Source organism: Streptomyces sp. NPDC048671 (assembly GCF_055587045.1).
The window spans coordinates 117,123-131,534 of sequence record NZ_JBVJHB010000006.1 but is presented as its reverse complement, the minus strand read 5'-3'; the positions used below and the strand labels follow the sequence as shown (position 1 = coordinate 131,534).

General features: G+C 69.2%; 10 protein-coding genes, 1 pseudogene and 1 riboswitch. Of the genes and pseudogenes, 10 read left to right on the top strand and 1 reads right to left on the bottom strand.

Annotation, left to right across the window (positions count from 1 at the left end; all coding sequences use genetic code 11):
- Positions 1–116: 116 nt before the first annotated feature.
- From ACZ6S6_RS13835 to ACZ6S6_RS13790, 10 genes and pseudogenes are all read left to right on the top strand, one after another.
- Positions 117–1,667 (top strand): recombinase family protein, encoded by a 1,551-nt coding sequence (locus ACZ6S6_RS13835; protein ID WP_469705768.1) that lies wholly within the window; start codon positions 117–119, stop codon positions 1,665–1,667.
- A 148-nt stretch (positions 1,668–1,815) separates the two neighbouring features.
- Positions 1,816–2,094 (top strand): annotated as a pseudogene (locus tag ACZ6S6_RS13830) (hypothetical protein); the annotation flags it as partial.
- A 105-nt stretch (positions 2,095–2,199) separates the two neighbouring features.
- Positions 2,200–3,174, top strand: coding sequence for a transglycosylase family protein (locus tag ACZ6S6_RS13825; RefSeq protein ID WP_469705767.1), 975 nt, complete (start codon positions 2,200–2,202; stop codon positions 3,172–3,174).
- 312 nt (positions 3,175–3,486) lie between these two features.
- Positions 3,487–3,658: riboswitch (cyclic di-AMP (ydaO/yuaA leader) on the top strand.
- Between the two features lie 4 nt (positions 3,659–3,662).
- Entirely contained in the window at positions 3,663–4,391 is a 729-nt protein-coding gene (locus ACZ6S6_RS13820; protein WP_362954987.1) for a transglycosylase family protein, read from the top strand.
- 275 nt (positions 4,392–4,666) lie between these two features.
- A complete protein-coding gene (gene eno / locus ACZ6S6_RS13815) occupies positions 4,667–5,953 on the top strand; it encodes a phosphopyruvate hydratase (RefSeq protein WP_362954985.1) in 1,287 nt (428 codons plus the stop codon).
- A gap of 154 nt (positions 5,954–6,107) precedes the next feature.
- A complete protein-coding gene (locus ACZ6S6_RS13810; protein WP_362954984.1) occupies positions 6,108–6,578 on the top strand; it encodes an FtsB family cell division protein in 471 nt (156 codons plus the stop codon).
- A gap of 64 nt (positions 6,579–6,642) precedes the next feature.
- Positions 6,643–7,182, top strand: coding sequence for a DUF501 domain-containing protein (locus ACZ6S6_RS13805; RefSeq protein WP_362954982.1), 540 nt, complete (start codon positions 6,643–6,645; stop codon positions 7,180–7,182).
- Between the two features lie 64 nt (positions 7,183–7,246).
- Positions 7,247–8,188 carry a Ppx/GppA phosphatase family protein gene (locus tag ACZ6S6_RS13800; protein WP_469705766.1) on the top strand — a complete coding sequence of 314 codons (942 nt, stop codon included), beginning with the start codon at positions 7,247–7,249 and terminating at the stop codon, positions 8,186–8,188.
- 498 nt (positions 8,189–8,686) lie between these two features.
- A complete protein-coding gene (locus ACZ6S6_RS13795) occupies positions 8,687–10,072 on the top strand; it encodes an NAD(P)/FAD-dependent oxidoreductase (RefSeq protein ID WP_362954978.1) in 1,386 nt (461 codons plus the stop codon).
- Between the two features lie 417 nt (positions 10,073–10,489).
- Positions 10,490–11,794, top strand: a complete 1,305-nt coding sequence (locus ACZ6S6_RS13790; protein WP_469705764.1) for a class I SAM-dependent methyltransferase — start codon at positions 10,490–10,492, stop codon at positions 11,792–11,794.
- Positions 11,795–11,869: 75 nt separating this feature from the next.
- Here the strand turns inward: ACZ6S6_RS13790 and ACZ6S6_RS13785 are convergent, their stop codons facing one another.
- A complete protein-coding gene (locus ACZ6S6_RS13785) occupies positions 11,870–14,398 on the bottom strand; it encodes an ABC transporter permease (protein ID WP_362954975.1) in 2,529 nt (842 codons plus the stop codon).
- Positions 14,399–14,412 lie beyond the last annotated feature (14 nt).

Below are 14,412 nucleotides of genomic sequence, written 5' to 3'. Positions count from 1 at the left end.
TCGGGCCCCATCGGCGGATGCGGCAGCAACACGGACGGCAGGAAGCCGAGGCGTAACCCGGACCCTTGAGCGGCCCTCGGCCGGCACGCCCGCGCCTGCCTGAACCTGCCGCGATCGTGGTGGCGAAGTACGCCCGCGTTTCCACCCTCGACCAGCTCGACGGGTTCGGTCTCGAAGACCAGGAGAAGATCTCCAACGGGTGGCTCGACCGTCATCCAGAGGCCACTGTCCACGACGAGTACGTGGACGAGGCAGTGTCCGGCGCGCTGGAGAGTCGCCCCGAGATGGACCGCCTCGTCCGCGACGCGTATCGGCAGCACTTCAACCGCATCCTTGTCCCCAAGGTGGACCGCATCGGCCGCACGGCCCGTGCCGCCTACCAGTGGGCGTGGGCCATGGCAGACCTCGGTGTCTACTTCATCTCGGTCGGCGAGAACATCGACACCAGCACAGAGTCTGGCTGGTCCCAGTTCATGCAGCACGTCACCTTCTCTGAGATGGAGTGGCGACGCATCAAGGAACGGACCCTCGCCGGACGGGAGTTAAAGATCAGTTACGGTGGCTGGCCCGGCGGACCCGCTCCCTACGGATACAAGATCGCGCAGGACACCTCCGCGGTGGGCGAGCGACGGAAGAAGTTCAGTGTTCTGGTCACCGATGAGCACGAATCAAAAGTGCTCTTCGTCGCCACCGAACTCATCGTCGACCAGGGTATGAACATCTCCGAGGCCTGCGACGAACTCAACAAGCGCTCGCTCCGCACCCGCAGCGGCGTCCCGTGGAGCCCGGCGAACCTCCGTAACCGCCTCCACGGCGACACCATTCACAGCGGCTACGTCGTCTACCGCAAGACCAACCGAGGCACCGGCAAGAACACCACCCGGCGCCGCGAAGACGGCAGCCCGGTCCACGGCGACCAGGTCAGGATCGGCGTCCCGCCCATCCTGTCCGAGGAGCGTGCCGAGCTCCTCATGGGGACGCTCAAGAAGATCGGGTTCCAGAACGGCCGCACCGGCGACCGGATCTACCCCTTGAGCGGACGGATCGACAGCCTCTGTGGCTCGGTCTACGTCGGCTCCGGCAGGCGCGGTGAGAAGGCGCGCTCCTACCGCTGCAAGGGCTTGACCAAGAAGGGGGAGTCCTGCGGAGAGCCGTACTTCAACGCGGCAGAGATCGAAGGCGTCGTCTGGACCGAGCTGGCCGAACTCGTGAAAGACGAATCCCAACTCCTGGTGATGGCGTCCGAGTGGGTCAGCAGCCGGCCGGGGGACAGGGAGAAGTACGAGAAGCGTGTCACCGACTTCGCCGGGAAAATCGCGAAGCAGGAGGACCTCATCCACCGGCAGGTCCCCGCGTACATGAAGGCCGGCGTCGACCCCCTCGTACTCAAGGCGGGGTTGAAGGAGATGCAGCAGGAGCTGGGCCCCCCGACCCGACGGACGAGGAGTGGGAGGCGGTTCTTGCGGTCCTGCGCAAGGCCGTCTCCGGGAAGTCGAAGAATCACTTCACTTCGAAGTACGACATCCGCGCGCAGTTCTCCGGCATGCTCCACAGGCTCCGGCAGGGGCTGTCATGGGTCGACATGCCCCTTACCTGGGGCCCGATCAATCCCATGCGGGAACGCCAGCTCTTCTGGTGGAAGCGAGGTGTCTGGCCCGAGTTCATGACGGTTCTGGGCGCGGACCGCAGGGGAGTGGAGGCGTACCGGCGCCCGACCCTGCCGCAGGTCACAGTCACCGGCCGGTTCCGTGCCGGTCGGCCGGTGGAGGTGCGAAGCGAGGCTCCCAAGGACAAGGGGACGCCGTGACCTCCCAGCGGCTCCAGCGGTCCCTGGCGGCGGGGGAGACGGAGCTGCTGGCCACCGTCGTCGAGGAACTGCTGCGTTACGACGGCCCGGTGGAGCTGGCGACCTGGCGGTTCGCCACCGAGGCGCTGACCACGCTGCTGAAACGCCTTCCGGACCTGCGGCTTGCGGTGGAACCTGCCGATTTGCGCTGGCGTGGCGGGCTCATCATGCGCGGACTGCGCACGCTTCCGGTGGAGTTCACCCCCGGGCCCGTCCTCAGCGAAGGTGACACTCTGTCAACTCTGTGACTTTTACGTGATCTCCGCTGCATCGACTTGTGACACACGTTCGTGTCCCGCTAGGTTCACCGTTCGACTCACCAGTCACTCGTCAGTCACACGGAAGGCATCCCCATGGGCTCCGCGAACGGCAGACACCGTCGCCCTCGGCAGGCACCCGCGATCCTCGTCGCCGCAGGCGTGACCGGCTCGGCCATTGCCATCCCGCTGCTCGGCGCGGCAGGCGCGCACGCCGCCGACGCCTCGACCTGGGACCGGGTGGCGGAGTGCGAGAGCGGCGGCATGTGGAGTGCCGACCTCAGCAACGGCTACTACGGCGGCCTGCAGTTCTCGCAGGAGGTCTGGAAGTCCTACGGCGGCGAGTCCTACGCCCCGCGCGCGGACCTCGCCAGCCGCTCGCAGCAGATCGCCGTGGCGGAGAAGGTCCTGGACGACCAGGGGGCGAAGGCGTGGCCCAGTTGCGCGGTCATCTCCGGCCTCGCCGTGGACGGGTCCCTGCCGGGCGTCGATCCGGGCAGTACTCAGTCCGCCGACCCGGCCGAGAGCGCGGATCCGGCCGCGAGTGCCGATCCGTCAGAGAGCGCCGACCCGTCGGGCGACGCGTCCAAGGACGCGTCCAAGGGCGCGACGAAGACCCCGTCGGACGACGCCACGGCCGACACCGCTGACAAGGACCGTACGCCGGACGCCTCGGCCTCCCCGTCCGCCACGCCCTCGGCATCCGGCTCCTCCGGCGCGACCGACCCCTCGGGCGCCCCGGACGCTCCGGATGCCCCCGACGGGTCCTCCTCGGACGGGGAGACGGGCGGCAGGCACCGCGGCACGCCGGCCCCGGAGGGGGCCGGCGGCGACCGGGACGGAGGGCGGCACGCCTCGCGAGGTGAAGGTGACGCACGCGACAAGGGTGCACCGGCTGCTGACGGTACGTACACCGTCCGGCCGGGCGACAACCTCTGGGCGATTGCTGACGCACAGAAGCTGCCCGGCGGCTGGACCGAGCTGTACGAGGCCAACAAGGTGACGGTCGGTTCCGACCCGGACCTCATCCTTCCTGGCCAGAGCCTCGATCTCGGCGTGAAGGCCGGATGAGAACGGCCGCGGAAACGGTCTGATCAACAGCTGAAAACACCCAGAATTCAGGGTACTTAAGAGGCCTATGTCCCACTTTTGACTAAGTGAGACATGGGTCTCTTCGTGTGAACTGGCATGTCTTGTCCGGGAGCTCCCTCCGCATCCGTCCCGACCTGCGCAAACATATGTTTTTCAGATGCAAGTAAGAGCTGTTTATCCGGTATGTCCTTCTTTGAATGTGGGGGTTGGGTGTGTTTACGGTCGGAACCGCTCGCACCGCGGGCCCCGTCGATCGTCACGCCGAATCCTGCCGTCGGTCGAAGGGAACAGACGCGTAAAGCGCCGTAGGCAGGAGCGGGGGACCCAGGTAAGTGCCGGGCCCGATCGTCGCAAGACGCATCAGGACCGGCTTGGGGTTAAGTCGTGCGCTAGGACGTGCGACCGGGCAACTCACTTGGCCCGAACCCGACAGCTCACCTCGTAGGCGTCGGTGAGGAGAAGTCTCGATGCTGCTGAACAGCAAGGGCAACAAGCACCGCCGCCCGTCCAAGGCCGTCCGTTTCGCCACGCTCGCCGGTGTGACCGGTGCCGCGATCGCCGTGCCGCTGATGGGTGCCACCGGCGCCTCCGCGGCCTCCGTCTCCACGTGGGACGCGGTCGCCCAGTGCGAGTCCGGCGGCAACTGGTCCATCAACACCGGCAACGGCTACTACGGCGGTCTGCAGTTCTCGCAGTCCAGCTGGGCCGCCGCCGGCGGTACGCAGTACGCGGCCCGCGCCGACCTGGCCAGCAAGTCCCAGCAGATCGCTGTGGCCGAGAAGCTCCTCGACATGCAGGGACCGGGCGCCTGGGCCTGCGCCGGTGCCGGCAACCTGAGCAACGACGGTGTCGACCCGGGCGTCGACACCGGCTCCAAGACCGAGACCGCTCCGAAGCAGGAGTCGGCTCCGGCCCAGCAGGCCGAGCCGAAGAAGGCCGAGCGCACCGAGGCCCCCGCCACCAACCGCTCGGACCGCCCCGAGGCCGGGCAGAAGAAGACCGTCACCACCCCGACCGGCGAGAAGGTCAAGAAGGGTGACGGCGAGTACAAGGTCGTCACCGGCGACTCGCTGAGCCAGATCGCGGCCGACCACGACGTCAAGGGCGGCTGGGAGAAGCTGTTCGAGCTGAACAAGGACATCGTCAAGGACGCCGACATGATCTTCCCGGGTCAGCAGCTCCACCTGGTGAAGTAGTTCGGCACTCTCCTCGCCGAGCGCCCCGGCCCGGCCGCACCTCCCCCCGTGCGGCCGGGCCGGGGCTCACCGCTTTCCCGTGTTGATTGTTCAACTGTTGTAGTTACTGGCCAGTAAATTTCTGGCCGTTTGCCCTGCTGTGCCCGCTCTTGGGTCCTTTTTCGTCCCAGGGGACGGGCGCGCGGCCGACTGAGACGGCCGGGCCGGTTAGGCTCTTGTCGCAAGGCCAAAGTGACCCTGCACAACCAGCGTCATATCCCAGAAGGAGATGCCTCGTGCCGTCCATCGACGTCGTCGTAGCCCGGGAAATCCTCGACTCCCGGGGCAACCCCACGGTCGAGGTCGAGGTTGGCCTCGACGACGGCAGCACGGGTCGTGCTGCCGTTCCGTCCGGAGCCTCCACCGGTGCGTTCGAGGCCATTGAGCTTCGCGACGGTGACCCCAACCGCTACCACGGGAAGGGCGTCGAGAAGGCGGTCCTGGCCGTGATCGAGCAGATCGGCCCGGAGCTCGTCGGCTACGACGCGACCGAGCAGCGGCTGATCGACCAGGCCATGTTCGACCTGGACGCCACCGAGAACAAGGGCTCGCTCGGCGCCAACGCCATCCTCGGCGTCTCGCTCGCCGTCGCCCACGCCGCGTCCGAGGCCTCGGACCTGCCGCTGTTCCGCTACCTCGGTGGCCCGAACGCGCACCTGCTGCCCGTCCCGATGATGAACATCCTCAACGGTGGGTCGCACGCCGACTCCAACGTGGACATCCAGGAGTTCATGATCGCCCCGATCGGCGCGGAGTCCTTCTCCGAGGCCCTGCGCTGGGGCGCCGAGGTCTACCACACGCTGAAGAAGGTCCTGAAGACCAAGGGCCTGTCCACCGGTCTCGGTGACGAGGGCGGCTTCGCGCCGAACCTGGAGTCCAACCGCGCCGCGCTCGACCTCATCCTTGAGGCGATCAAGGAAGCCGGCTACGCCCCGGGCAAGGACATCGCGCTCGCGCTCGACGTCGCCGCGTCCGAGTTCTACAAGGACGGCAAGTACGAGTTCGAGGGCAAGTCCCGCTCGGCCGCCGAGATGACCGAGTACTACGAGGAGCTCGTCGACGCGTACCCGCTGGTCTCCATCGAGGACCCGCTGTACGAGGACGACTGGGCCGGCTGGAAGGTCATCACCGACAAGCTCGGCGCCAAGGTGCAGATCGTCGGCGACGACCTCTTCGTCACCAACCCGGAGCGCCTGGCCCGCGGCATCGAGGAGGGCTCCGCCAACGCCCTGCTTGTCAAGGTCAACCAGATCGGTTCGCTGACCGAGACCCTGGACGCCGTCGAGCTGGCCCAGCGCAACGGCTTCAAGTGCATGATGTCGCACCGTTCCGGCGAGACCGAGGACGTCACCATCGCCGACCTCGCGGTCGCCGTGAACTGCGGCCAGATCAAGACCGGCGCCCCGGCCCGCTCGGACCGTGTCGCCAAGTACAACCAGCTGCTGCGCATCGAGGAGATCCTCGACGACGCCGCGGTGTACGCGGGCCGCTCGGCGTTCCCCCGGTTCCGCTCCGCGAACTGACGAACCCGGCAGGGGCTGACCCGTACGGCAGGACTGACCCGTACGGCAGGGTCCGGCAAGCCCGACGGGGTCCAGCGCCCCGGCCTCCGTCCGTCCCCGCACTCGGTCCCGTACCGTGTGCGGGGACGGACGTGCGTAATGGGGAGGCGGAGACATGGCCGCGAAGGACCGGGACCGGTTCTCCACCGCGACCCGGCTGAGGCTGCTCGGTGAGCAGACCGCAGCCCGTGTCTACAGGTCCCAGAACCGCCGTCAGGCGCACCGCTCCCGGCTCACCGGCCGGGCGGCCTTCCTGGCCCTGATCGTCTGCTCCCTGGTCGTCGCCCTCGCGTACCCGATGCGGCAGTACGTGTCGCAGCGCGACGAGATCGCCGACCAGCAGCGGCTCGCGCAGGAGGCCGAGGCGCGCACCGAGGAACTGCGCGACGAGAAGTCGCGTCTCCAGGACGACGCGTACATCAAGCGGCTGGCCCGCGAGCACCTGCATTACCTTCTTCCGGGAGAGACCGGCTACACGGTGGTCGACCCCGACGCGGTCAAGGAGCGCAACGGAAAGCCGGGCGAGTCCGGCCGGCCGTGGCACTCCAACCTGTGGGACGGCGTCGACAGCGCCGACCGCGGCTGACCCGTATTCCCTCGCTCATCTGCGCGACCGCAGTTCGAGCAGCCCGATCAGAACCTAGGCAGGCATGGAAACGCCCCCTCCCCAGACCGAGTCCACCGCGCCCACCGACGCGGACATCGCCGCGTTCCAGCAGCAGCTGGGGCGCCCGCCGCGCGGGCTGCGGGCCATCGCGCACCGCTGTCCGTGCGGAAACCCGGACGTGGTCGAGACGCAGCCCCGGCTGGAGGACGGCACGCCGTTCCCGACGACGTATTACCTGACGTGCCCGCGTGCGGCGTCCGCGATCGGCACGCTGGAGGCGAACGGGGTCATGCGGGAGATGACCGAGCGCCTCGGTACGGACCCCGAGCTGGCGGCCGCCTACCGGGCGGCGCACGAGGACTACCTCGCGCGGCGTGACGCCATCGAGGTGCTGGAGGGCTTCCCGAGCGCGGGCGGAATGCCGGACCGGGTGAAGTGCCTGCACGTGCTCGTGGGGCACTCGCTGGCCGCGGGTCCTGGGGTGAACCCGCTGGGGGACGAGGCGATCGCGATGCTGCCGCAGTGGTGGCGCAAGGGGCCGTGCGTGTCGCCCTGCGGCGCGCCGGGCGGGGACGAGAGCTGAGGTTCCCCCTCGGGGGCTCCGCCCCCGGACCCCCGATCCTCAATCGCCGGAGAGGCTTGAAGACATGACGCGCGTGGCCGCCATCGACTGCGGTACCAACTCGATCCGTCTGCTGGTGGCGGATGCCGACCCCGGCACCGGGGAGTTCGCCGAGCTCGACCGGCGGATGGAGATCGTCCGGCTCGGGCAGGGCGTCGACCGGACCGGACGGCTCGCCCCCGAAGCGCTGGAGCGGACGTTCGCCGCCTGCCGGCAGTACGCGGCGGTGATCAAGGAGCACGGCGCCGAGAAGGTCCGCTTCGTCGCCACCTCCGCCTCCCGCGACGCGGAGAACAGGGACGAGTTCGTCCAAGGGGTGCTGGACATCCTGGGCGTCGAGCCCGAGGTGATCACCGGTGACCAGGAGGCGGAGTTCTCCTTCGCCGGGGCCACCAAGGAGCTCGCCGGCCGCGACGACCTCGCGAAGCCGTATCTGGTCGTGGACATCGGAGGCGGCTCCACCGAGTTCGTCCTCGGCGACGACCGGGTGCGGGCCGCCCGGTCCGTGGACATCGGCTGCGTCCGGATGACGGAGCGCCATCTCTCGCGGGACGGCGCGGTCGTCGACCCGCCCACGCCGGACGCGGCCGACGCGATCCGCGCGGACGTCGCCGCCGCCCTGGACCTGGCCGGGCAGAGCGTCCCGCTCACCGGGGCGGGCACGCTCGTGGGGCTCGCCGGCACGGTCACCACCGTGGCCGCGATCGCGCTGGGCCTGGAGGAGTACGACTCCGCGGCGATCCACCACTCCCGGGTCTCCCTGGAGCAGGTCCGGGAGATCGCCGGGCGGCTCCTCTCCTCGACCCACGCCGAGCGTGCCGCGATCGGCGCGATGCATCCGGGACGGGTCGATGTGATCGCCTCCGGCGCGCTGATCCTGCTGGCCGTCATGGAGCGGACCGGGGCCCATGAGGTCGTGGTCAGCGAGCACGACATCCTCGACGGGATCGGCTGGTCCATCGCGTAGCGGACCCCTTCGGGGGCCGGGGCCGCACAGCGCCCTTCTGGGGCCCTCGGGCGGGGGCCCCGGGGCCCTGTGCCGGGAGGTGCGGGAACGTCGCTCATACGCATTCCTGCCTGCACCTTTGAGTCGCTGAGGGCCACCCGGGGGACCCGTTCCGGGCCACGTCGCGACGAACTTCGTGAACTTCTTCACAAGGAATTGCGCTCTTGGGAGCGGACTTCTGCTCCGGGCGGGCTTCCGGGAGGGTGTGCGGGGTCACAAGGGGCGGGAACGGGGCGGTTCCGGGGGTGTTGCGTGAGTGTGGACGGAGGGGGTGGTCCACCTCGCCCGGCGGCTCAAGGGCCAGCTCACAGGGGGTGAACAACGTTCGCCACGGTGTCGTGGTTCCCTTCCGGGACCATGACCTGGGTCACGTGGGCGGCGAAGTGTAGCAGAGGGTGGGGCATACCTTGTGAAGGGGCTCACGAGGCCTCCCCCCGGGTGGGGTGGATACTCGATGGCATGAGCACCACGGAGCGTCCCAGGATCCTCGTAGTAGGCGGTGGGTACGTAGGCCTGTACGCAGCTCGGCGCATTCTGAAGAAGATGCGCTACGGAGAGGCGACCGTCACGGTCGTCGACCCCCGTTCGTACATGACCTACCAGCCCTTCCTCCCCGAAGCTGCCGCCGGCAGCATCTCGCCCCGGCATGTCGTCGTCCCGCTGCGGCGCGTGCTGCCGAAGGCCGAGGTCCTCACCGGCCGCGTCACGACCATTGACCAGGACCGCAAGGTCGCCACGGTCGCGCCGCTCGTCGGCGAGGCCTACGAGCTGCCCTTCGACTACCTGATCATCGCGATGGGCGCCGTCTCGCGCACCTTCCCGATCCCCGGCCTGGCCGAACAGGGCATCGGTATGAAGGGCATCGAGGAGGCCATCGGCCTGCGCAACCACGTTCTGGAGCAGCTGGACAAGGCTGACTCGACGACCGATGAGGACGTCCGCCGCAGGGCGCTCACCTTCGTCTTCGTGGGTGGCGGGTTCGCCGGTGCGGAGACCATCGGCGAGGTCGAGGACATGGCGCGCGACGCGGCCAAGTACTACACGAACGTGAAGCGCGAGGACATGCGCTTCGTGCTCGTGGACGCCGCCGACAAGATCCTTCCCGAGGTCGGCCCGAAGCTGGGCGCCTGGGGCCGGGAGCACCTGGAGTCGCGTGGTGTCGAGGTCTTCCTCTCGACCTCCATGGACTCCTGCGTCGACGGTCACGTGGTGCTGAAGAACGGTCTGGAGGTCGACTCCAACACCATCGTGTGGACGGCCGGCGTGAAGCCGAACCCGGCGCTGGCCCGCTTCGGCCTGCCGCTCGGTCCGCGCGGTCACGTGGACACCTCCGAGAAGCTCCAGGTGCAGGGCACCGACTACGTCTGGGCCGCGGGCGACAACGCCCAGGTTCCGGACCTGGTCGGCCGCAAGGCCGGCAACCCGAACGCCTGGTGCCCGCCGAACGCCCAGCACGCACTGCGTCAGGCCAAGGTCCTCGGTGACAACGTCATCTCCGGGATGCGCGGCTTCCCGCAGGCCGACTACAGCCACGCCAACAAGGGCGCGGTCGCCGGTCTGGGCCTGCACAAGGGCGTCGCGATGATCGTCGTCGGCAAGATGAAGATCAAGTTCAAGGGCCGCCTCGCCTGGTACATGCACCGTGGCTACCACGGCATGGCGATGCCGACCTGGAACCGCAAGATCCGGATCTTCGCCGACTGGACCCTCGCGATGTTCCTCAAGCGCGAGGTCGTCTCGCTCGGCGCCATGGAGACGCCGCGCGAGGAGTTCTACGAGGCCGCCAAGCCGGCTCCGGCCCCCGCCGCAGCCCAGCCGGTGGCCGAGACGGCCAAGGCCTCCTAGGGCCTCTCGTTTGGATCATGCTGGGCTCGCGGGGTCCAAACGAAAGACCCTAGCGCGCACCCGGGACCGGAGGCCCAACACCTCCCGGTCCGCCCGCGGATACCCGTATCCGCGCGGAGCAGTCGTACAACGCCCGAAGGGGCCGTCCGCCATCCGTGGTGCGGGCGGCCCCTTCGGCGTATCGGCGCGGCGCGGGGCGGGGCACAGTACAGGGGGACCGGGACCAGTGGCCCGGCGGATGCATGGTTCGTACAGGTATTTTGCCGTTCCATTGCGCGGTAGCGGGATGGCCCGGCCGCCGGAAACTGTTGAGGGGGGTGTACCTCGCCGCGGTGCCAACGGGTGCCGGGGCGTGGTCCGAGACATGTGTGGGCATGTCTGGGCACGTTGGGAAACACCATCACGGAGGTGTGCGCCATGGCAGACGCCGCGTTGCGGCTGACCGCTCTCGCCCAGGAGTTGCTGGGAGAACCCCTACCGGTCCGCATCCGGGCCTGGGACGGCAGCGAATCCGGACCGCCCGATGCTCCCGCCCTCGTCATCAGGAACCGTCGCGCCCTGCGCCGGCTGCTGTGGAAGCCGGGCGAACTGGGCCTCGCCCGCGCCTGGGTGGCCGGGGAGCTGGACATCGAGGGCGATCTGTACGAGGCCCTGGACCTGGTGGCCGGGCTGATCTGGGACCGCGGTGCGGAGGCGAAGGACAGCGTCCACCCGGTCCGCGACCCGAAGGTGCGAGCAGCGGCCAAGGGGCTGCTGCAACTGGCCGGACCCTGGCCGCCGCCCCCTCCACCACCGGAGGAGGTACGCCGCCGCACCGGTGCCCTGCACACCAAGCGCCGCGACAAGGAGGCCATCAGCCACCACTACGACGTGGGCAATGACTTCTACGAACTGGTCCTCGGCCCGTCCATGGTCTACTCCTGCGCCTACTGGGAGGACAGCGGGAACCTTGAGGACGCCCAGCGCGACAAGCTCGGCCTGGTCTGCCGCAAGCTGGCTCTCAAGGAGGGGGACCGCCTCCTGGACGTCGGCTGCGGCTGGGGCTCCATGGCCATTCACGCCGCCCGCGAGTACGGCGCCCGGGTCACCGGCGTGACCCTCTCCACCGAACAGGCCGCCTTCGCCAGGAAGCGCATCGCCGAAGAGGGGCTGACCGACCGGATCGAGATCCGGGTCCAGGACTACCGGGACGTCAGGGACGGCCCGTACGACGCCATCTCCTCCATCGGTATGGCGGAACACGTCGGCTCGGTCCGCTACCGCGAGTACGCCGACGACGTCTACGCACTCCTCAAGCCCGGCGGGCGTCTCCTCAACCACCAGATCGCCCGCCGCCCGGAGAAGGACGAGTCCGCGTACCACGTGGACGAGTTCATCGACGCCTATGTCTTCCCGGACGGCGAGCTGGCCCCGCTGGGCCGGACCGTCGCGACCCTCGAAGAGGCCGGTTTCGAGGCCCGCGACGTCGAGTCGCTCCGCGAGCACTACGCGCTGACCCTGCGCCGCTGGGTCGCCAACCTGGAGAAGGAGTGGCCGCGTGCGGTGAAGATGACCTCACCCGGCCGGGCCAGGGTGTGGCGCCTGTACATGGCCGCCTCCGCGCTCTCCTTCGAGCACAACAAGATCGGCGTCAACCAGATCCTGGCCGTGCGGCCGGCGGCGGGCGGTTCCGCCCGGATGCCGCTGCGCGCCCGCGACTGGAAGGCGTCCGCGACCGGCTGAGCCGGACGTGACTCGGCAGAGGGCCGGTACCCGCGGTGGCGGGTACCGGCCCTCTGCCGTGTCTGCGGTCCGGTGCTACTCGGTCTTGATGGCCGTGAGCATGTTGAGCCTGGCGGCGCTGCGGGCCGGCCACATCGCGGCCAGCACCCCCACCAGTCCGGCCAGCAGCAGGAAGAGCGCGATCCGGCCCCACGGCACGACCAGGGCGTACTGCGGGATCTCGGACGACGCGGCCTGACCGATCGCCCAGCCGAGGAACAGGCCGAGCCCGATGCCGACCACCGCGCCGAACAGTGAGATGACCACGGCCTCCAGCCGGATCATGCGCTTGACCTTGCGCCGGTCCAGGCCGATCGCCCGCAGCATGCCGATCTCCTGCTGGCGTTCGAAGACCGACATGGCCAGGGTGTTGACGACCCCGAGCACCGCGATGATCAGGGCCATCGCCAGGAGCCCGTACATGATGTTCATCATCAGGTTGATGGTGCCGCCGAACATGTCCCGGATGTCCTGGCGGTCCATGATGCTCATGCCGGGGTTGTCGCCCAGCGCGTTCACCACGGACCGCTCGTTGGCCGCGCTCGCGCCGCCGTCCGTCTTCACCCAGATCTCGCGGATGTCCGCAAGCTCCTCGTGCGGGGCCACCTTCTCGCGGGGGATCAGCGCCTGCGAGAGGAACTCGTTGTCCTTGTAGAGCGCGCCGACCTTCAGGTTCTCCTTCTTCTTGTCGTCGTAGGTGACCGGGAGGCTGTCCCCGGTCTTCCAGCCGTTCTCCTTCGCGGTCTTCTCCGAGACGGCGATCTCGCCGCTGCCCAGGGAGTCCATCGAGCCCGAGAGGGTGTCGACGTTGAGGACCTTCTGCACATCGCCGGGCGTCACGCCGGACGCCGAGAGACCGGCCTTGCCGACCGTCAGCCAGACGGACTGCTGGGGCGAGACCGCGGTGACGCCGTCGGCCTTCTCCAGGGCGGTGAGCGCCGACTCGTCGAGCGAGTCCCCGCTCGCCATCGACACCATGTAGTCGGCCTTGATGTTGTCCGTCGTCATCCGGTCGACCGCCTGGCCGAGGGTGACGCCGAGGACCGAGATGCCGGTGACGAGGGTGAGGCCGATCGCCAGCGCGGAGGCGGTGGCACCGGTGCGCCGCGGGTTGCGGACCGCGTTCTGCGCGGCGAGCTTGCCGGAGACCCCGAACAGCCGCTGGAGCAGCGGGCGGACCAGCGCGATCACCGGGCGGGACAGCAGCGGGATGAGGATGATGATGCCGATCAGCGCCAGGAAGGCACCGGCCGCGATGACGGCCTGGGCCGTGTTCCCGGACTGTGCCGCACCGGCCACGACCGCCGCCGCGCCGAGCAGGGTGATGACGGCGCCGATCGAGTTGCGCACCACCAGGGACTTCACGGTGGCCGCGGAGTACATGCTGTTCATCGCCGCGACCGGCGGGATCTTCGCGGCCCGGCGGGCGGGCAGCCAGGCGGCCAGCACGGTGATCAGGACGCCGACACCGAAGGCGGTGGCGACGGTGGCCGGGGAGACCACCAGCGGCCCGGCCGGGATCTTGCCGCCGATCAGGCTCATCGCGGAGCGCAGTCCGGTGGCGAGGCCGAGGCCCAGCGCGAATCCGATGACGGAAGCGAGCAGACCGACCACGGCGGCTTCGAGCAGCACCGAGCGCTTGACCTGGCGGCGCGAGGCGCCGATGGCGCGCATGAGCGCCAGTTCCTTGGTGCGCTGGGCGACCAGCATGGTGAAGGTGTTGGCGATCAGGAAGATGCCGACGAAGAGGGCGATGCCCGCGAAGCCGAGCAGCAGCTTGCTCAGGCTGCTCATGCTGGACTCGATCTGCTTGGCCTGCTCGTCGGCGCGCACCTTGCCGGTCTTGGCCTCCGCGTCCTTGGGCAGCAGCGGCTTCACCGCGGCCAGCAGCTGCTGGTCGGAGGCGCCGGCCTCGGCGGTGACGGAGACGTCCTGGAACTGGCCCGGCCTGAGGAACAGCTTCTGGGCGACCTCGGTGTCGAAGAGCACCAGGCTGCCGCCCGCGTTGACCGCGCCGTCCTCGGTGGTGAAGACCCCGGACAGGGTGTACTCCTTCACCGGCCCGTTCGTGGCGACCCGTACCTTGTCGCCGACCTTGTACTCGCCCTTCTCCGCGGTGTCCGCGTCGAGGGCGATCCGGCCGTCCGCGGTCGGTCCGGTGCCGTCGGTGAAGGCGTACTGCGCGTCCTTGCCGCCCTTGCCGGGGGAGAAGTTGGCACCGGTGTTGGACCAGCCGTTGCCGATCAGCTTGCCGTCCGGGTCGGCGACCCCGGCGAAGCCGGAGACCCGGCCGGTGGCGCTCTTCACCCCGTCCAGGGCCCGGATCTTCTTCAGGGTGGCGGTGTCGACGCCGGACGTCTCCGGGTCGCGCGGGCCGGCGTAGGTGTTGACCGCGACGGCGACGTCGTCGTAGTTCTTCGCCGACTGGTTGCGGAAGGCGTTCGAGAGGGTGTCGGTGAAGACCAGGGTGCCGGAGACGAAGGCCACGCCGAGCATCACGGCGAGGACGGTCATCAGCAGCCTGGCCTTGTGCGCGAGCACATTGCGCAGGGCGGTACGGAACATGTCTGTCAGTCCTG